Consider the following 17,897-nt stretch of genomic DNA (forward strand, 5'->3'; position numbering starts at 1 on the left):
GCAACACCGTGGGACCGCAACATTCCTACAGGCCAGACTCAGACGTCCGCACCAGAATCCGCCGACAGTTCTCACACCGCACAACGGAGTCCGCCGCCGCGGAGCGCACCTCGTTCAGCTCCGTGATGTTGAGCTCGAGCCGGCACCCCTCACAGCGCCGCTGGAACAGCTTCGCCGCACCGACCCCGCCCTCCTTCTCGCGGAGCTTGTCGTACAGCTTCAGCAGGTCCGCCGGGATCGACCCGGCGACGACCTCGCGCTCCTTGGTCACCGACGCCACGTCGGCGTCGATGGCCGCGGTCGCCTGGTCGCGCCGCGACGTCGCGTCGTCGGCCTTGGCCTGCACCGAGGAGAGCCGCTCGGCCAGCTCGCCCGCGCGCTCCTGCGCGGACTCGCGGCGCTCCATGACCTCGAGGACGACGTCCTCCAGGTCACCCTGGCGCTTGGCGAGCGAGGCGATCTCGCGTTGCAGGTTCTCCAGGTCCTTGGGGGACGTGACCGCGCCGGAGTCGAGGCGCTTCTGGTCGCGGGCGGCACGCTGGCGGACCTGGTCGACGTCCTGCTCGGCCTTGGTCTGCTCGCGGGCGCAGTCGCTCTCCTCGGTCGTCGCCGCGACGTGCAGGTCGCGCAGCTGCGTGAGGTCCTTGGTCAGCGACTCGATCTCGGCGTGCTCGGGCAGCGACTTCTTCTTGTGCGCGAGCTGCTGGAGGCGGGTGTCCAGGTCCTGGAGGTCGAGCAGACGGATCTGGTCGGCGGGCGCGGCGTTCAGTTGGGGGCTCCAAAAGTAGAAACAGACTGGGGGTTGGACGCCGCGTGGGCGGTCCAGGGATCGGTGACCGTCTTCGAGACGTGGACCCGCAGGCCCCATCCCTCGCGGTCGGAGATCTCGTCGAGCTGAGCTGCGGCCAGCTCGCACCAGGGCCACTCGGTGGCCCAGTGCGCCGCGTCGAGCAGCGCCAGAGGCGTGGTCTCGCGGGCCTCGCTCACCGGGTGGTGGCGCAGGTCCGCGGTGAGGAAGGCGTCGACGCCTGCCGCACGCACCTCGTCGAAGAGGCTGTCGCCGGAGCCGCCGCTCACGGCGATCGTACGCACCGTCGCGTCGAGGTCTCCCGCGACGCGGATGCCCTGCGCGGTGGCGGGCAGCCGGTCGGCGGCGCGGCCCGCGAGTTCGCGCAGCGTCAGCGGGTGCTGGAGCTCGCAGACCCGGCCGAGGCCGCGGCGGCCCGCGGGGTCGGTGGGGTCCGGGACCAGCGGTCGTACGACGCGGACGTCGAGGGCGCCCGCGAGCGCGTCGGAGACGCCGGGGTCGGCCTTGTCGGCGTTGGTGTGCGCGACGTGCAGCGCGATGTCGTTCTTGATCAGGGTGTGCACGGCGCGGCCCTTGAACGTGGACGCCGCCACCGTCGTCGTACCGCGCAGGTAGAGCGGGTGGTGTGTGACCAGCAGGTCCGCGCCGAGCTCGACGGCCTCGTCGACGATCTCCTGGACCGGGTCGACGGCGAACAGGACCCGGCCGACCTCGGCGTCCGGGTCCCCGGCGACCGTGCCGACCGCGTCCCATCCCTCGGCGAGGGCCGGGGGCCAGAGGGCTTCGAGGGCGGTGGTTACTTCAGACAGACGGGGCACGCAGACAGGTTACCTGCGCGGCCCGCCCCACCCCCAAGCCCGGCCGTACCGGAGGAGGGGCGCAGGAGAGCACAAGGGACTCGCGGTTCACAGCCAATTCGGGGCATGGCCCACCTTTCGTGTGAAACGGCGGGCGCGAGGTGCCACGGAGGTTCGTGCGAAAACTAGCGTCGGCCCGAACAAGCGGAGGTGACTGATCCATGACGGCCCTGGCCACCGAACCCACGCCGGATACGCCGGAAGTGCCGCCACGACCGCCGCACACCGGATGTGTGCTCACGATGGACGCGTCGTACGCGGCGCGGCTCGCCCGGCACGACGCGAGCGAGGACTCCTGGTTCCCGGAGCGCTGGACCCTGGACGGACCCGAGCCGTACGCGGTCCCGCTGCCGGGCAACCAGCCCGAGGAGCCCGGCACCGCCGTGCTGCCCCTGACCGACGGCCGGGTGCTGATCCAGCGCGCCGCGGCGGGACGCCAGATGTTCTCGCTGCTCTACCCGACGGGTCCCGGCACGGGCGAGGTGCCGCTCGGGGCCGTGGAGTGCGAGGAGCTGACCCTGCTGCCGCCCGCGCCCGACGGGCGGTGCGCCTACGGCCTCGCGGTCGGCGAGGAGTCGACCGCGGTCTGGCAGGTGGCGGGCGCCGGAGCCGGCCCCGAGCTGCTCGCCGAGGTGCCGGGGCGCTGCTCGGGCGGGGTCTGGCTGTCCCGCGAGGCGCGGCTGCTCGCGCTCGACCGGGCCCTGCCCGACGCGGACGGCGGCGGCCCGGTGAAGACCGTGGTGGTGGACCTGGACCGGGGCGGCGAGGTCTCCCCGCTTCTGCAGATCGCGGAGGAGAGCGAGGACCGGCTGCTCCTCGCCGACCTCGACAGCGGACTGATCCTGCTCCGCTCGGACGCCCCGACACCGGGTGAACTGCGGCTCGGCTGGGGTGTGTTGGGCAGTACGCTGCCGATCCGCTTCCCGGATTCGCTGCGCCTCGCGGACTGCCAGCTGACGCCGTTCGCCATCCAGCCCGGCCAGTCGCTGATGCCGGAGGGCTGCGCGGTGGCGCTGCGCGTCGAGAGCGCGGAGGGCGGCGCCCCGTGGCTCGGCCTGTGGCGGCCCGCGGAGGGCCGGATGCACCAGGTCGCGGCGCCCGGCGGCTGGCTCTCGGGCAGCGGCTTCTTCTCGCGCGACGGGGTGCTCTCCCTCCCGTACGTCACCGAGGAGACGCCGTGCGGACTGGCGCGGCTCCCGGTGCCCGAACCCGGCCCGGAACAGCGGGAACCAAAGGCGGAATCCGCACCCCCGGAGCCCGCCGCGACACGCCCCGTCCCACTGGCGCAGGCACCCCTCGGCGGCCGTGGGACGGACCGTTAGACTCGCCCGGCTGCAATTGAAGGATCTTGTACGTGTTTACGGGGTGAATGTTCCGATGGCGGAAGGCAACGGCACGGATGTCGAGGTCGACACGGAGGCGGCGCGCCTGGCGCGGGCCGGTTCGGGTCGCCACCGCGGCCAGGTGTCCTCGCCGCCCACTATGGGCGGCGACCAGGAGTCGAGGCCGCGCGGGCGGCATCGTGGAGCGCGCGCGGACGAGGCGTAACGCTCGACACTCGATGTGAGGAAACGTATCTCTGAGGGGCCCGGCGGATGCCGGGCCCCTCAGTGGTGTCCGCGGGCGGTCCTCAGCCGTGCTTGAGACCGAGCACCTCGGCCGCCGCGAACGTCTCGTTCGGGGGCCGGTCCTTGTAGTGCGGGGTGAGCAGTGCGTCGAGTTCTTCGTACGTGAATGCGTCCTTGGCCGTGTCGAACTTGGCCTGCACCCTGGGCCGGTCGACGACGGCGACCATGCCGCCGTGCACCACGAGCAGTTGGCCGTTGACGTTCGCGGCGGCCGGTGCGGCGAGGTAGCCGACGAGCGGGGCGACGTGTTCGGGCGCGAGCGGGTCGAGCCCGTCCTCCGGCTCGGCGAACCCGGCGAAGACGTCCTCCGTCATCCGGGTGCGGGCACGCGGGCAGATGACGTTGGCGGTGACGCCGTACTTGGCGAGGGCGAGCGCCGTGGAGGTGGTGAGTCCTACGATGCCGCCCTTCGCGGCGGCGTAGTTGGGCTGCCCGGCCGAGCCCGCGAGGAAGGCCTCGGACGAGGTGTTGATGATGCGCCCGTACACGGGGCCGCCCGCGGCCTTGGACGCCTCGCGCCAGTGGCGGGCGGCGAAGTGGCTGGTGTTGTAGTGGCCCTTGAGGTGGACGTGGATGACCGAGTCCCACTCCTCCTCGGTCATCGAGAAGATCATGCGGTCGCGCAGGATGCCGGCGTTGTTGACGAGGATGTCGAGGCGGCCGTACGTGTCGATCGCCAACTGGACGAGTTCTTCTGCCTGTTGGTGGTCTGCGACGTCGCCGGTGTGCGCGGTGGCGGTGCCGCCGGCGGCCTCGATCTCCGCGACGACCTGCTCCGCGGGGCCTGTCGTCGCCTCGCCGGAGCCGTCGCGGCCGGGTTGGCCGAAGTCGTTGACGACGACGTTGGCGCCGAGGCGGGCGAGTTCGAGGGCTTCGGCGCGGCCGAGGCCGCGGCCGGCGCCGGTCACGATGGCCGTGCGGCCGTTGAGCGGGGTTGACATGCGGTCGGCTCCCTTGGTTCGTGTGCGCCGCGACGTGAAATGCCCGGCCTACAGCTCGATACAGGTCCGCAGCGCGACGCCCGTCCGCATCTGGTCCAGCGCCTCGTTGATCTCCGCCAGCGGCACCCGGTGCGTGATCAGGGACTCCAGGTCGATGCGGCCCGCACGCCACAGGGCGATGGCGCGCTCGTAGGACTGGAGGACGTCGCCGCCGCCGTACATCGACGGCAGGATCTTCTTCTCGTCGAAGAACAGCTCGAACATGTTGAGCTGGAGGAAGTCGTCCATGGCGCCCGCGCCGACGACGCAGAGCGTGCCGCCGCGCCGCGTCGTCTCGTACGCCGTGCGGGCGGTGGCGGACTTGCCGACGACCTCGAAGACGTAGTCGAAGCCCTCGCCCGCGGTGATGTTCTGCTTGGCGTCGGCGAGTTCGTCCGGGGAGATCGCCTTCGTCGCGCCGAACTTGAGGGCGGACTCGCGCCGCGACTCCACCGGGTCGACGGCGACGATCTCCGCCGCGCCCTTGAGCCGGGCGCCCTGGATCGCGGAGATGCCGACGCCGCCGCAGCCGATGACGGCGACCGACGAACCCGCCGCCACGTCCGCCGTGTTGATCGCGGCGCCGAGCCCGGTGGTGACGCCGCAGCCGATGAGCGCGGCGATGTCGAAGGGCACGTCGTCGGGGATCGGCACGGCGCAGGCCGCGTTGACGACGACCTCCTCGGTGAACGTGCCGGTACCGGCGAAGCCGAAGACGTCGCCGCCGGGGCGCTTGAAGTTGGGGGTGCCCGCGTTCATGAATCCGGCGAGACACAGTTCGGTCTGGCCTCGCTTGCAGGCGGGGCAGACGCCGCAGGCGGGCAGCCAGCACATGAGGACCCGCTGGCCCGGCGTCAGGTTCGTGACGCCGTCGCCGACCTCGACGATCTCGCCCGCGCCCTCATGTCCTGGGATGAAGGGGGCGGGCTGCGGCAGCACCCCGTTCATCGCGGAGACATCGGAGTGGCACAGGCCGGTGGCGCGCAGCCGGACCCGCACTTTGCCCGGGCCGAAGCCGACCGCCTCGACGTCGTCCAGTACCTCGAGTTTGTCCTGGCCTATCTCGTGCAGTACGGCTGCTCGCATGGCGTGCGGCTCCTTCGCGTGGACGTGCGTACGGGTGGAATCAGCTGTGCTCGACGACCGTGTCGGCGAGGACGGGGGCGTCCTCGCGCTCCACCGCCGTGACCGTGACCTGCACCCGGCCCGGCTGCTCCCACATGCGGACGCGCAGCGTCTCGCCGGGGAAGACGATTCCGGCGAAGCGCGTGCTGTAGCGGGTGATGCGGGAAACGTCGCCGCCGAGGGCCGTGTCCGCGACCGCCTTGAGCGTCATCCCGTAGCTGCACAGGCCGTGCAGGATCGGCTTGTCGAAGCCGGCGAGCTTGGCGAACTCCGGGTCGGCGTGCAGCGGGTTCCAGTCGCCGGAGAGCCGGTAGAGGAGGGCCTGGTCCTCGCGGATGGTCCGCTCGACGGTGCGGTCCGGCGCGCGCTCGGGGATCTCCAGGCGCTCGGAGGGGCCGCGCTCGCCGCCGAAGCCGCCCTCTCCCCGTACGAAGATCTGGGAGTCGCTGGTCCACAACGGGCCGTCCGCGTCGGCGACTTCGCTGCGCAGGACGAGCACGGCCGCCTTCGTCTTGTCGTAGACGGCCGCGACCCGCGAGGTGGTCGTGGCCTTCCCCTTGACCGGGATCGGGCGGTGCAGCTCGATGGTCTGGCCGCCGTGCAGCACGTGCGCGAGGTTCACCTCGATGCCGGGCGCGGACAGTCCGCCGACGACGCCCATCCCGGCGCCCGCGACGGTCGCGAAGCTCGGCAGGACGTGCAGCTTCGACTCGAGCGTGTAGCGCAGCTCGTCGGGATCGGTGGCGGGGACGCCCGCGCCGAGGCCCAGGTGGTAGAGCTGGATGTCCTTGTGGTCCCAGGTGATCTCGGCGGACCTGGGCTCTGCGGCTACGGCCTTCGCGGCGTCGATGGGCATAGAGGCAAACGCTCCCTAAGGCTGGTCGAAGACCTCGGTGCGACCGTCCGCACCGTCGGCCGCACCGAGGTCGTCACGGGCCGGGTAGAACCTGTTCCATTTCCCCCGGCGCCCCATGTATAGCCAAGAGCGCATGGCTTGGGAAGGGCCGTGGCACACATTTCTGACGGTACGTCAGACGCGCGGCGTCGAACTGTTCGGTGCGGCGCCGCGGGACGCGGTGCGGCCGCGGCCCGCCCCGGCTCCCGCCCCCGTGCCCGACACTCGCGCCGACCCGGGCGCCGGGTGGCCGGGCTGACCGTAATCTCGGGGTGTGACCGAGATGCCGCAGGACCACCGGCCCACCAAGTGCATTCGCGTGCTCCTCGCGGAGGACCAGGGCATGACGCGCGGCGCGCTCGCGCTGCTGCTCGGGCTCGAACCGGATCTGGAGGTCGTCGCCCAGGTCGGCACCGGTGACGTCATCGTCGACACGGCGCTCGAACGCCGGCCCGACGTGGCACTCCTCGACATCGAGCTGCCGGGCCGCAGCGGGCTCGACGCCGCCGCCGAGCTGCGTGACCAGGTGCCGGACTGCCGTGTGCTGATCCTCACCACGTTCGGCAGGCCCGGTCATCTGCGACGGGCCATGGCGGCGGGCGCCGCCGGGTTCCTCGTCAAGGACGGGCCCGTCGAGGAGCTCGCGGAGGCGATCCGCAAGGTGCTGCGCGGCGAGACGGTCGTCGACCCCGCGCTCGCCGCGGCGGCGCTGCCGGCGGGGCCGAGCCCGCTCACGGCCCGCGAGGCGGACGCGCTGCGGGCGGCGGCGGACGGGGTGGCGGTGGCGGACATCGCCGCGAGCCTGCACCTGTCGGAGTCGACCGTGCGCAACCACTTGTCGTCGGCGATCGGCAAGACGGGGGCGCGCAACCGGGCAGAGGCGCTGGGGGTGGCCGCCGAGAAGGGGTGGCTGTGACGGGGCCGGGCCTCTCCCGCCGCCCTCAGGACACCGGCGCCTCGCTGCGGTCCGGGCGCGGGACGCGGCGCGGGTCGATGAGCGCGAGGGTGACGAGTACGGCGACGACCGAGAGGGCCGCGGACGCGCCCAGCACGGCCCGGACGCCGTCGGTGACGGCCTGACCGCCGTGGCCTCCCTGGCCTCCCTGGCCTCCCTGGCCTCCCTGGAGGGCGAACACCATGCCGAGCGCGGCGGTCCCGACGCCCGCGCCGAGCGAAGCCAGGGTGGAGACGGTCCCGGCGACCATGCCGACCCGTTCGGGTGCCGTGACCCGCACGGCGACGGCCATGACGGGCGCACCGGCGATCCCGCCGCCGGCTCCCCAGGCGAGCAGCGGCACGAGCAGCGCCCACCACGCCGTATCGGGGGTGATCAGCAACGCCAGTGCGGCCAGGCCGACCCCCTTGAGCGCGTAGCCGGAACCGATCACCAGGCCGGGTGCCCAATGGCTGAGCAGCTTGGAGCCGACCATGCCCATGACGAGCTGGGCGACGAAGATCGGGGTCATCAGCAGGCCCGCCCCGGTCGGGCTCAGGCCGAGGCCGTCGGAGAAGTACAGCACCAGGTGGACCGAGCCGCCGATGGTGAGGACCCGGGAGAGGAAGATGGCCAGCATCGCGCCGGAGAACGCGGGCCGGCCGAACATCCGCAGGTCGAGCGTCGGCGCGGGTACGCGGAACTGGACGACCATGAAGGCGGCCAGCGCCGCCGGGGCGATGAGCAGCGCCGTGGTGTCCTGTCCCGACCACGGTGCGCCGTCGGGGCGGAGCATCACGAGGGTCGCCGTGCCGAGCCCGCACATGAGCAGCAGGCTGCCGAGCCAGTCCGTCCGCCCCGCCGGTGACGTCGCGGGGGAGCGCGGCAGTACGCGTACGGCGAGCAGCCAGACCGCCGCCCCGAGCGGCAGGTTGACCGCGAAGACCGCCCGCCAGCCCAGCGAGTCGACGAGCAGCCCGCCGAGCGTCGGCGCGAGGAGGCCGGCCGCGGTCGCGAACGAACCCCAGGCGCCGATGGCGAGGTTGCGCTCCTCGCCGGTGTAGCGGCCGGAGAGCAGCGGAATAGCGTTCACCATGATCACCGCGGCGCCCGCGCCCTGGAGCACGCGGGCGACGTTCAGCCACAGCAGGCTCGGCGCCACGGTCGCGGCGAGCGAGGCCAGGGTGAACACGGCGATCCCGGCCAGGAACAGCGGGCGTCGGCCCCACCGGTCGGAGAGGCTTCCGACGACCTGGGTGAGCGTGCCCATGGCGACCATGTAGGTCACCACCACGGACTCCGCGGAGGCCCCGCCGGCCACGTCCCCGGCGATCAGCGGAAGCCCGACGGCCACGATCGTGAGGTCGACGACGACCAGCCCGGTGGAGGCCATCACGAGGACCAGGACGCCGCTCGGCGGCGGCAGGCGGCGGGACTTCCGAACCGGCATGCGGGATCCGATCTCCTGGTGCGGACGAGCGTGGCGTGGCCAGCCTGAGGTGCGCACCCGTAAAAGTCAACATGTGTGAAGTTCAAGCGGGGGCCGTACGCTGACGCCATGCCCGAGACCTCCCGCCGCCGCCCCGCCACGCGCAAGGGACGCCCGGTCCTCACGCGCGAGATCATCGCCGCCAAGGCCCTGGAGATGGCCGGCGCGCAAGGGTTCCCGTCCATCACGATGCGCGCCCTGGCGGCCGAACTGGGCGTCACCGTGCGGGCGTTGTACAACTACGTGGAGGACCGCCGGGAGGTCGTCGATCTCGTCGTCGACCTCATGCTCGCCTCGTGGACCCCGCCCCCGATGCACCCCGAGACGTGGGAGGCGTCGGTCGCCGACTACGCGGGCTCACTGCGGGAGCTGTACCGCCGGTGGCCCCGTGCGCTGCTCGTCTCCGTCGACGAGGACACGCCCCCGACGTCGGTGCACCCCAACCGGCTGCTCAACCTGGACCGCTTCCTCGCGCTCCTGACGGAGATCGGCCTCGACATCCCGGCGGCGCTCTCGGCCCACCGCCATCTCTCCCTGCTCGTGCTCTCCTTCGCGCTCCTGGTCGACCAGCCCGCCGACGCGGCGGGGGCGGACCGGAGCGCGCTCGTCCCCGACTCCTGGCTGGAGGATCACGCGGATCTCGACATTCCCACCCTGCGCCGGGCCGCCGCGCTGCCCCTGCCCACCGCGGACGAGCAGTTCGAGCGGCTCGTCTCCGCCGTGACCACACACATCCGCGCCGAACTCACGGCCGCCGGAGGGTCACCGCGCCCCTGACGGCTCACTCGCCACCGGGCTCCGGCTTCGCCGCCCGCATGCCCGCCAGCAGCACCGCGGCGGCCACGACCAGGATGCCCGCGCCCGTGGCGAACGCGCCCGCGTAGCCGCGGGTCAGTGCCACCGGGTCCACCGCGCCCGCGGAGCGGCTCGTGGCCACCGTCGAGAGGATCGCGAGGCCGAGCGCGCCGCCGAGCGTGCGGGACGTGTTGACCAGGCCCGACACGAGGCCCGCGTCGCCCGGGGCGGCGCCGGAGGTGGCCAGGGAGGCCAGCGGGGTCATCGCGCAGCCGGCGCCCGCCATCATCACGATGCCGGGCAGCATGATCGTGGTGACGTAGTCGCCGTCCGCGCTCATCGTCGACTGCCACAGGAACCCGGCCGAGGTGATGAGCACGCCGGCCACCGCCACGTTCCGCGCGCCGAACCGCGGCATGAGGCGCGGCGCGAACTTCGAGCCGATGACGACGGCGAGCGAGCTGGGTACGAGGGCGAGTCCCGCCTCGATGGGCGTGTAGCCGAGCACGTTCTGCGCGTACAGCGTCATGAAGAACCACATGGCGAACGAGCCCATGCCGCACACGAACATCGCCGCGTTCGCGACCGCCACCGAGCGCACCTTGAACAGCGACAGCGGCATCAGCGGCAGGCGCGTACGGGCCTCGACGGCCAGGAACGCGGCGATGAGGACCAGCGCGACGCCCAGCGGCACCAGCGTCGCCGCGTCGCCCCACCCCTGCTCCTCCGTCTGCACGATGCCGTACGCGAGGACCGCCGTGCCCGCCGTCACGAGGACCGCGCCCGGCAGGTCGAGGCGGCGCTCGCCGCCCGCGCGGGACTCCCGGATCCAGCGGGCCGCCGCCGCGAGGACGACCGCGCCCAGCGGGACGTTGATGAGCAGCACCCAGCGCCAGTTGAGCCCCTCGGTGAGCACACCGCCGACGAGCCCGCCCGCCGCGCCGCCGCCCGCGCCGACCGCGGTCCACGTGGCGATGGCGCGGGCCCGCGCGGCGCCCTCGGGCACGGCGGAGGTCAGGATCGTCAGGGTGGACGGCGCGAGAACGGCCGCGCCGAGCCCCTGCACGGCCCGCGCCGCGAGCAACTGCCAGCCCTCCTGCGCGAGGCCGCCCGCGAGCGACGCGAGCGTGAACAGGCCGAGCCCGACGAGGAACATCCGCTTGCGCCCGAAGAGGTCACCGGCCCGGCCGCCGAGCAGCATGAAGCCCGCGAACGCGATCGAGTACGCGTTCACCACCCACTGCAACCCGCTCGCGCTGAGCCCGAGATCGGCGCGCATCGACGGCAGCGCCACGTTCACCACGGACACGTCGAGGACGACGAGGAACTGCCCGGCACAGGCCACGGCCACCACCAGCCAGGCGGGCGGAGCGGCACCAGCACGGCCACGGGAACGGGAACGTATCGCGTCGTCGGAGGCCGCTTCGGAGGCGGCGTCGGGGGGAGTCTGGGCCATGCGTGTCATGGTCTCAGTCCCCCGACACCCCGTACATCCGGATTTCGCCGCACCAGAGGTGGGTCGTCCGGCATAGGACCGTGGTCCTAGGGCCTGTCACCCCCGCCGCAGCATCGTCACCACCGCCGCCCCTCCGAGGCCGATGTTGTGGGCGAGGGCGACCCGGGCGTTCGGGACCTGGCGAGGGCCCGATTCGCCCCGCAACTGCCAGGTGAGTTCCGCTGCTTGGGCGATGCCGGTCGCGCCCAGGGGGTGGCCCTTGGAGATGAGGCCGCCGGAGGGGTTCACCACCCACGTGCCGCCGTACGTCGTCGCGCCGGACTCGACGAGCTTGCCGGACTCGCCCTCGGCGCACATGCCGAGCGCCTCGTACGTGAGGAGTTCGTTGACGGAGAAGCAGTCGTGGAGCTCGACGACGTCGACGTCCTCGATGCCGAGGCCGGACGTCTCGTAGACCTGCCGGGCCGCCTCCCGCGACATCGGCTGTCCGACCACGTCGATGCAGGAGCCGGACGCGAAGGACTCCTCCGTGTCCGTCGTCATCGACTGGGCGGCGATCTCGACCGCCTTGTCGCCGAGGCCGCGTTCCTCGACGAAGCGTTCGGAGACGACGACCGCAGCCGCCGCGCCGTCCGAGGTGGGTGAGCACTGGAGCTTGGTGAGCGGCATGTGGATGGTCTTGGCGGCGAGGATCTCCTCGACCGTGTACGCGTCCTGGAACTGGGCGTACGGGTTGTTCACGGAGTGGCGGTGGTTCTTGGCGCCCACGGCCGCGAGCTGCGCCTCGGTCGTGCCGTACTTCTCCATGTGCTCGCGCGCGGCGTCGCCGAAGATCTGGGCGGTGGGCGGGCTCATCTCGAAGCCGTGCCGGGCCGCCATGATCCCGTAGTGCCGGGCCACGGGGGATGTCTTGAAGTCGCCCCCGTCGGCCCCTCCCCCGAGCGCGCCGCGCTGCATCTTCTCGAAGCCGAGCGCGAGCACGCAGTCGCTGATCCCGCCCTCGACGAACTGCCGGGCCATCATCAGCGCGGTCGAGCCGGTCGCGCAGTTGTTGTTGACGTTGTAGACCGGGATGCCGGTCAGTCCCAGTTCGTAGGCGGCGCGTTGGCCCGCCGTCGACGCCTGGAAGCAGTAGCCGACGGGTGCCTGCTGGACGTCCGCGTAGGAGACCCCGGCGTCGGCGAGCGCCGCGCCGCCCGCCTCCTTCACCATGTCCCAGTACTGCCAGTCCCGGGTCTCGGGCTTCTCGAACCTGGTCATGCCGACGCCGACGATGTACGACTTCATGGCTGCGGGCCCTCCTGACGTACTGCCTGAATCGTGGATCTGACGGTTCGTCAGATGGTGGCAGGGTGGGGCCCGCAACGGAAGGGTGCGGAAGGTCTCAGGGGCACAGCAAGCGGTCGATCTCCGCCTCCCCGTAACCGATTTCCGCCAGTACCTCCCGGCTGTGCAGGCCCAGTGTCGGCGGCGCCGAGCGCACCGGCGGGCGGACGCCTCGGAACGTGACGGGGAACGCGACCTGTTCCAGCGGCCCCACCTCCGGGTGGTCGACCTTCTGCACCATGCCGAGGGCCGCCGTCTGCGGGCAGTCGTAGACCTCGTCGAGGGTGCGGATGGGGGTGACGGGTACGCCGAGGGGCTTCAGCAGGTCCACCCAGTGGGCCACCGGTTCGTCGACGAGGACCGCCTCCAGCTTGGCGTTCAGGGCCGCCCGGTGCGTCACCCGGTCCCTGTTCGCCGCGAAGCGCTCGTCGTCCGCCCACTCCGGGTGGCCGAGCGCGGTCACGAGGCGGCGGAACAGCGCGTCGTTGCCGACCGCGATCACGAAGTGCCCGTCGGCGGCCCGGTACGCCTGGTACGGCACGAGGCTCGGGTGCCCCGAACCGAGGCGCCCCGGCCGCTCCCCCGTCGCGAAGTAGCCCGTCGCCCAGTTGATGTGCAGGGCGAGCTGGGACTCGTAGAGGGAGGTCGTGACGTACTGGCCGCGACCCGTGCGCTCGCGCTCGACGAGGGCCGCGTTGACGCCGACCAGGCCGAAGAGGGCAGCGCCGAGGTCGCCCATCGCGTAACCCGCCTTGACCGGCGGCCCGTCCGGCTCCCCCGTGAGGGACATCAGGCCGGCGCTCGCCTGCGCCACCATGTCGTAGCCCGGTTCGTCGCGCAGCGGGCCCGTGTCGCCGAAGGCGGAGATGTGCAGGATGACCAGGCGCGGGTAGCGGGCGCTCAGCTCCTTGTAGTCGAAGAGGCGGGCGAGGGAGGAGCCGGGACGGAAGTTCTCCACCATGACGTCCGCGTCGGCGAGCATCCGGTGCACGGCCTCCTGCCCCGCCTCGGACTTGAGGTCGAGGGCGACGGAGCGCTTGTTGCGGTTGGCCGCCAAGTAGTAGGTGGCGTCGGGGCCGTTGAAGGGCGGGCCCCAGGAGCGGGTGGGGTCGCCGCCCTCGGGGTGCTCGACCTTGATGACGTCGGCGCCGAGGTCGGCGAGGGACATGGTGACGTAGGGGCCCGCGAGGATCTTCGAGAGGTCTACGACCTTCATGCCGGTCAGCGGCGCGTTGTCAGGCACGGTGGGCCTCCTCGGACGAGAGTTCGGCGAGCGGGACCGGGCCGCCGTCGGCGAGCGCGGCGAAGTGGTCGAGGGCGGGGCGCGGAAGCGCGTCCGGGTCGTCGGCGAGCGCCGTGTACGTGCGGGCGACGAGCAGCGCGCGACCGTCACCGCTCGTGCGGGCCTCGTGCTCGGCCTGCTCGTACAGGAGCGTCTCCATGACGGCGCGGGTGAGTTCGCCGGCGTACCGCCCGATGCGCATCTCCTGCTCGTCCTGCGGGAGTTGGAGGATCGCATCACCCTTCTTGCGGAGGAGGTCCCACCTGTCCGCGGTCGCCGGCCGGTCTCCGTACGTGTCGGCGAGGGTGTGGTGGGCGTTCTGGCGGCGCATGCAGCGCAGCACGTCGAGGGCGATGACGTTCGACGAGCCCTCCCAGATGGACCCGAGGTGGGCGTCGCGGACGAGGCGCGGGTTGACCCAGTCCTCGATGTAGCCGTTGCCGCCGCGGATTTCCATGGCCTCGCCGGTGACGGTGCGGGCGCGCTTGCACAGGGTGTGCTTGGCGAGCGGGGTGAGGACGCGGACGAGCGCGCGGGCGGCGGCGTCTCCTTCGTCGGCGGCGGTGAGCCGGGCGGCGGCTTCGAGGACCAGGTGCAGGGCGGCCTCCGTGTCGAGGATCATCGGCAGCAGCGTCGCCCGCATCAGCGGCTGGTCGAAGAGGGGCTTGCCGAAGACGTTCCGTACGCGGGTGTGGTCGACGGACTCGCGGACCGCGCGGCGCATCAGGGCGGTGGCGCGCATGGCGTTGGAGAGACGCGAGACGTTGAGCATCTCGGCCATCTGCCGGAAACCGTTGGCGAGTTGACCGACGGGGGTCGCGTACGCCTCTTCGAGGGTGACCTCGCCGCTCGCGATGGACTTCGATCCCAGCTTGTCCTTGAGGCGGTCGATACGGATGGCGTTGCGCGTGCCGTCGGGGCGCAGGCGCGGCACGAGGAACATGCCGAGCCCTCGGGTGCCTTCGCCCTGGCCGGGGACGCGGGCGAGGGTGAGGATCACATCGGCGGACGGGTTGGAGGCGAACCACTTCTTGCCGGTGAGGGTCCAGTGGTCGTGGTGTTCGGTGGCGACGGTCTCCGTCAGTCCTACGTCCGTTCCCCCCTGCTTCTCCGTCATGAACATCGCGCCGGTGGCCCGGAGTTCGGGGTCGGTGGAGGACAGGGCGGCGATCTCGGCGGCGTACCGCTCGGGGTCGAAGAGGCGCAGGATGCGGGCGGCGGAGTCGGTCATCGACAGCGGGCAGGCCATGCCGAACTCGGACTGTACGTAGAGGTACGACAGGGCGTACTTGACGGTGTGCGGCACCTTGGTCGGCCAGCCGAGGACGCCGGGCCTGTGCGACATCGCGGCGAGGCCGAACCGTTCGTAGGCGATGGCGGCGGCGCGGTCGTGGGCGGGGTGGAAGGCGATCTCGTCGATACGGGTGCCGTCCGGCGCGTACGGGACGAGGTGGGGCGGGTTGGCGTCCGCGAGGGCGGCGTGCCGGTCGAGCTCCCCGGCGGCGAGCTCTCCGAGTTCGACCAGGTGGGGTTCGATCCGGCCGCGGTCCTCGGCGGACAGCACGCGGTCGAGGAGGGGGCGGAGAGCCGGGTCACGGTCGGCGTAGTTCATGGGACGACTCCAGGTGTCAGGTGAAAGTGTTCAAGGCCACGGGGCTCCGCCCCGGCCCCCGCTGCTCAATCGCCGCAGGGGCTCCAATGGCCGACTCTCATCGAGTCCGCCGGCCGGGCATCGAGCCCGACCGGCGCTCAAATCAAGCCCCGCTCTTGGACGAGAGCCCGCGGGGCCCGGGGCGGAGCCCCGATCTTTTGAAGCCCCGCCGGCGCTTGAGGCGCGGGGTCCGGGGCGGAGCCCCGTGGCCTAGGGGCGGCTGGGCGTGCCGGAACCGGTCCGGGCCAAGAGCGGCAGCACCCCCGCCAACGTGATCCCCACGTACGCCATCCCGAGCGCGACGACCGGCCAGATCGAGTCGAACGAGGTCAGCAGATACTGCGAGACGATCGGCGCCGTACCGGCGAACAACGTCGTGCACAGCTGGTACGACAACGACATCCCGGTGTACCGGACCTCGACGGGGAAGACCCGCGCGAGGATCCCGGCGAGCGCCGCGTAGTACATGGCATGCGGAAACGTGGCGAGCCCCATGCCGAGGACGGCGAGCCAGAAGTTGCCCGTGCCGACGAGCACGAACATCACCGGCAGCACCACGAATTCGGGGACCAGCATCCACAACACGGCCTTGCGCACCGGCCACTTGGTCGCGAGCACCGCCCCGAAGGGCTGCACGATCACCTGCACCACGAGGGCGAGCGCGATGACGGTGAGGAACGTCGACCGGTCGAAGTCCAGGTCGGACGTGGCCCACGACAGGGCGAACGTCGTCTTCACGTAGGTGATGGCGACACCTGCGGTCCCCGCGAGCACGCCCAGGAACACCAACAGCGGATAGCGGCTGAGCACGGTCTTGATGGGCAGCTTGACCGGCTTGTTGCGGGCGAGCGCGGCCCGCATCTCCGGCGTCTCGGCGAGCTTCAGCCGGATGAACAGCCCGACCGCGACCAGCACCGCCGAGAACAGGAACGGCACCCGCCACCCCCACGACTCGAAGGCCGCGTCCGGGAGTTGGGCGATACCCAGGAAGGCGAGCGTGGCGAGCAGATTGCCGACCGGCGAGCCCTGTTGGGCGAACGCCCCGTACAGCAGCTTCCGCTTGGGTGGCGCGTACTCGGTGGCGATGAGCACCGCGCCGCCCCATTCGCCGCCCATCGCGACGCCCTGGATCATGCGGAGCAGCACCAGCAGGATCGGGGCGGCGGCGCCGATCCGGTCGTATCCGGGCAGGAGCCCGACGCAGAACGTAGCGCCGCCCATCATGGTGAGCGTGGTGATCAGGGCCTTCTTGCGGCCGTACTTGTCGCCGAAGTGCCCGAAGATCAGGCCGCCGAGGGGGCGGGCGAGGAAGCCGACCCAGAACGTGGCGAACGCGGCGAGCGTGCCGACGGCGGGCGAGGCGTCGGCGAAGAAGATCTTGCCGAGGACCAGCGCGGACGCCGATCCGTAGATGTAGAAGTCGAACCACTCGATGGTGGTGCCGACGAACGCGGTGACTCCGGCGCGGCGGGCGTCCTTGGCGAGTGCGGGGTCCGGGGCGGGTTCGGTGGCGGGCTGCGCGGGGGCGTCTTGCGGCATGCGAGCGTCCTCTCGGTGCGGCGGGTCCCGCCCGTGGCGCGGACACCGCGGCCCGTGCACGCTCCGTCGCGAGACGCGGATCACTCTGCCCCCACGCATTAGGCGCTGTCCAAGACCAATTCCGGGTCCGATTGAGCTGTGATCGAGGACAATCAGCTGCGGGAGTTCGGGGCCTCCGGGGCGTCGTCCGGCGTCGGCAGCACGTCCCGCGCCACCCGCAGCACCGCCTGGAGCGCCGCCGACGGGTTGCCGCTGCGCCAGCCGAGCGCGATCGGCAGGACCGGCACCTCGTCCCCGGCCAGCGGCCGGAACACGACGTGCTCCAGGTGGATGTTGCGCGCCGACTCGACGACGACCGCGACGCCGACGCCCGCGCCGACGAGCGCCAGCATGTTGTACGAGTCCGGGGCCTCCTGCGCGATCCGGGGCGCGAACCCGGCGTCGTGGCACGCCTGCACCATGGCGTCCCGCACCGCCGACTCGCGGGAGAGCGGGAAGGTGACGATGGGTTCGTCGGCGAGCGCACGCACGGGGACCTCGGCATGGTCCGCTAGCGGGTGGCTGTCGGGCAGGGCGAGGACGAGGCGCTCCATGCGGACGACGCGGGCGGTGATGCCGCGCCGTACAGGCAGCGCCACGAACCCGAGGTCGAGCGTGCCGTCGGTGACCCGGCGCAGCGCCTCGCCGCTGTAGGTCTGCCCCTCCAACACCAGCTCGATCCCCGGCAGTTGGGACGTCACGGCCCGGGTGAGCAGCGGCAGCGCCGCATAGCTGCTGGCCCCGGCGAACCCGACGGACACCCGCCCCACCTCCCCCAGATGCGCGGCCCGCACCGTCCTGCGCACGGACGACGCGTCCGCGAGCAGCTTCCTGGCCGGCTCCACGAGCGCCTGCCCGGCGGAGGTGAGGCGGACGGTGCGGGTGGTCCGGTCGAAGAGCTTCACGCCCAGATCGCGTTCGAGCAGCTTGATCTGCTGGCTGAGCGGCGACTGGGCGATATGCAGCCGCTCGGCAGCCCGCCCAAAGTGCAGCTCCTCTGCGACGGCCACGAACCCGGTGAGGTGTTTCAGTTCCACGGACCCATTCAAGCCCCTGCGGCGATTGAGCAGCGAGGTGCAGGGGCAGAGCCCCT

At 72.1% G+C, this 17,897-nt stretch carries 16 protein-coding genes; 4 read left to right on the forward strand and 12 right to left on the reverse strand.

What is annotated here, in order from left to right:
- Positions 1-25: 25 nt before the first annotated feature.
- Both ACFV9W_RS07660 and ACFV9W_RS07665 read right to left on the reverse strand, forming a co-directional pair.
- Complete coding sequence (locus ACFV9W_RS07660; protein ID WP_385757052.1) at positions 26-769, reverse strand: zinc ribbon domain-containing protein; 744 nt, start codon at positions 767-769, stop codon at positions 26-28.
- On the reverse strand, positions 766-1,626 hold the full coding sequence (locus tag ACFV9W_RS07665) for a Nif3-like dinuclear metal center hexameric protein (protein ID WP_385756614.1): 861 nt from the start codon (positions 1,624-1,626) through the stop codon (positions 766-768). The genes ACFV9W_RS07660 and ACFV9W_RS07665 overlap by 4 nt, the downstream gene beginning before the upstream one ends.
- A gap of 200 nt (positions 1,627-1,826) precedes the next feature.
- Here ACFV9W_RS07665 and ACFV9W_RS07670 point away from each other — a divergent pair, with 200 nt between their 5' ends.
- Positions 1,827-2,987, forward strand: a complete 1,161-nt coding sequence (locus tag ACFV9W_RS07670; RefSeq protein WP_385756616.1) for a hypothetical protein — start codon at positions 1,827-1,829, stop codon at positions 2,985-2,987.
- 55 nt (positions 2,988-3,042) lie between these two features.
- Positions 3,043-3,213, forward strand: a complete 171-nt coding sequence (locus tag ACFV9W_RS07675; protein ID WP_385756618.1) for a hypothetical protein — start codon at positions 3,043-3,045, stop codon at positions 3,211-3,213.
- Positions 3,214-3,295: 82 nt separating this feature from the next.
- On the opposite strand, the gene ACFV9W_RS07680 is transcribed toward ACFV9W_RS07675, so the two are convergent.
- Genes ACFV9W_RS07680 through ACFV9W_RS07690 form a run of 3 tightly spaced genes read right to left on the reverse strand, consistent with a single transcriptional unit; the run spans position 3,296 to position 6,254 of the window.
- Entirely contained in the window at positions 3,296-4,234 is a 939-nt protein-coding gene (locus ACFV9W_RS07680) for a 3-oxoacyl-ACP reductase (RefSeq protein WP_385756620.1), read from the reverse strand.
- Between the two features lie 48 nt (positions 4,235-4,282).
- A complete protein-coding gene (locus ACFV9W_RS07685; protein WP_385756622.1) occupies positions 4,283-5,359 on the reverse strand; it encodes a Zn-dependent alcohol dehydrogenase in 1,077 nt (358 codons plus the stop codon).
- 40 nt (positions 5,360-5,399) lie between these two features.
- On the reverse strand, positions 5,400-6,254 hold the full coding sequence (locus ACFV9W_RS07690; RefSeq protein ID WP_385756623.1) for a MaoC/PaaZ C-terminal domain-containing protein: 855 nt from the start codon (positions 6,252-6,254) through the stop codon (positions 5,400-5,402).
- 322 nt (positions 6,255-6,576) lie between these two features.
- On the opposite strand from ACFV9W_RS07690, the gene ACFV9W_RS07695 reads away from it, so the two are divergent.
- Entirely contained in the window at positions 6,577-7,209 is a 633-nt protein-coding gene (locus ACFV9W_RS07695) for a response regulator (protein ID WP_385757055.1), read from the forward strand.
- 25 nt (positions 7,210-7,234) lie between these two features.
- Here ACFV9W_RS07695 and ACFV9W_RS07700 read toward each other — a convergent pair whose 3' ends face one another.
- Positions 7,235-8,677: an MFS transporter gene (locus ACFV9W_RS07700; RefSeq protein ID WP_385756625.1), complete on the reverse strand. Its 1,443-nt coding sequence runs from the start codon at positions 8,675-8,677 to the stop codon at positions 7,235-7,237.
- Positions 8,678-8,785: 108 nt separating this feature from the next.
- Between ACFV9W_RS07700 and ACFV9W_RS07705 the strand changes: the two genes are divergently transcribed.
- Positions 8,786-9,493: a TetR/AcrR family transcriptional regulator gene (locus ACFV9W_RS07705; protein ID WP_385756626.1), complete on the forward strand. Its 708-nt coding sequence runs from the start codon at positions 8,786-8,788 to the stop codon at positions 9,491-9,493.
- 4 nt (positions 9,494-9,497) lie between these two features.
- On the opposite strand, the gene ACFV9W_RS07710 is transcribed toward ACFV9W_RS07705, so the two are convergent.
- From ACFV9W_RS07710 to ACFV9W_RS07735, 6 genes are all read right to left on the reverse strand, one after another.
- Complete coding sequence (locus ACFV9W_RS07710; RefSeq protein WP_385756628.1) at positions 9,498-10,967, reverse strand: DHA2 family efflux MFS transporter permease subunit; 1,470 nt, start codon at positions 10,965-10,967, stop codon at positions 9,498-9,500.
- A gap of 96 nt (positions 10,968-11,063) precedes the next feature.
- Positions 11,064-12,254, reverse strand: a complete 1,191-nt coding sequence (locus ACFV9W_RS07715) for a lipid-transfer protein (protein ID WP_385756629.1) — start codon at positions 12,252-12,254, stop codon at positions 11,064-11,066.
- A 97-nt stretch (positions 12,255-12,351) separates the two neighbouring features.
- Complete coding sequence (locus tag ACFV9W_RS07720; protein ID WP_385756630.1) at positions 12,352-13,536, reverse strand: CaiB/BaiF CoA transferase family protein; 1,185 nt, start codon at positions 13,534-13,536, stop codon at positions 12,352-12,354.
- Positions 13,529-15,187 carry an acyl-CoA dehydrogenase family protein gene (locus ACFV9W_RS07725; RefSeq protein WP_385756632.1) on the reverse strand — a complete coding sequence of 553 codons (1,659 nt, stop codon included), beginning with the start codon at positions 15,185-15,187 and terminating at the stop codon, positions 13,529-13,531. The genes ACFV9W_RS07720 and ACFV9W_RS07725 overlap by 8 nt, the downstream gene beginning before the upstream one ends.
- 249 nt (positions 15,188-15,436) lie before the next feature.
- Positions 15,437-16,765 carry an MFS transporter gene (locus ACFV9W_RS07730; protein ID WP_385756634.1) on the reverse strand — a complete coding sequence of 443 codons (1,329 nt, stop codon included), beginning with the start codon at positions 16,763-16,765 and terminating at the stop codon, positions 15,437-15,439.
- A gap of 152 nt (positions 16,766-16,917) precedes the next feature.
- A complete protein-coding gene (locus ACFV9W_RS07735) occupies positions 16,918-17,841 on the reverse strand; it encodes a LysR substrate-binding domain-containing protein (protein WP_385756636.1) in 924 nt (307 codons plus the stop codon).
- Between the last annotated feature and the right edge of the window lie 56 nt (positions 17,842-17,897).

Source organism: Streptomyces sp. NPDC059897 (genome assembly GCF_042730865.1).
GTDB lineage: Bacteria > Actinomycetota > Actinomycetes > Streptomycetales > Streptomycetaceae > Streptomyces.

What these genes read in the sequence shown, in the direction of transcription:
- ACFV9W_RS07670 (WP_385756616.1), top strand. Translation starts at nt 1,827, where the DNA reads ATGACGGCCCTGGCCACCGAACCCACGCCGGATACGCCGGAAGTGCCG.
- ACFV9W_RS07675 (WP_385756618.1), top strand. Translation starts at nt 3,043, where the DNA reads ATGGCGGAAGGCAACGGCACGGATGTCGAGGTCGACACGGAGGCGGCG.
- ACFV9W_RS07680 (WP_385756620.1), bottom strand. Translation starts at nt 4,234, where the DNA reads ATGTCAACCCCGCTCAACGGCCGCACGGCCATCGTGACCGGCGCCGGC.
- ACFV9W_RS07685 (WP_385756622.1), bottom strand. Translation starts at nt 5,359, where the DNA reads ATGCGAGCAGCCGTACTGCACGAGATAGGCCAGGACAAACTCGAGGTA.
- ACFV9W_RS07690 (WP_385756623.1), bottom strand. Translation starts at nt 6,254, where the DNA reads ATGCCCATCGACGCCGCGAAGGCCGTAGCCGCAGAGCCCAGGTCCGCC.
- ACFV9W_RS07695 (WP_385757055.1), top strand. Translation starts at nt 6,577, where the DNA reads ATGCCGCAGGACCACCGGCCCACCAAGTGCATTCGCGTGCTCCTCGCG.
- ACFV9W_RS07700 (WP_385756625.1), bottom strand. Translation starts at nt 8,677, where the DNA reads ATGCCGGTTCGGAAGTCCCGCCGCCTGCCGCCGCCGAGCGGCGTCCTG.
- ACFV9W_RS07705 (WP_385756626.1), top strand. Translation starts at nt 8,786, where the DNA reads ATGCCCGAGACCTCCCGCCGCCGCCCCGCCACGCGCAAGGGACGCCCG.
- ACFV9W_RS07710 (WP_385756628.1), bottom strand. Translation starts at nt 10,967, where the DNA reads ATGGCCCAGACTCCCCCCGACGCCGCCTCCGAAGCGGCCTCCGACGAC.
- ACFV9W_RS07715 (WP_385756629.1), bottom strand. Translation starts at nt 12,254, where the DNA reads ATGAAGTCGTACATCGTCGGCGTCGGCATGACCAGGTTCGAGAAGCCC.
- ACFV9W_RS07725 (WP_385756632.1), bottom strand. Translation starts at nt 15,187, where the DNA reads ATGAACTACGCCGACCGTGACCCGGCTCTCCGCCCCCTCCTCGACCGC.
- ACFV9W_RS07730 (WP_385756634.1), bottom strand. Translation starts at nt 16,765, where the DNA reads ATGCCGCAAGACGCCCCCGCGCAGCCCGCCACCGAACCCGCCCCGGAC.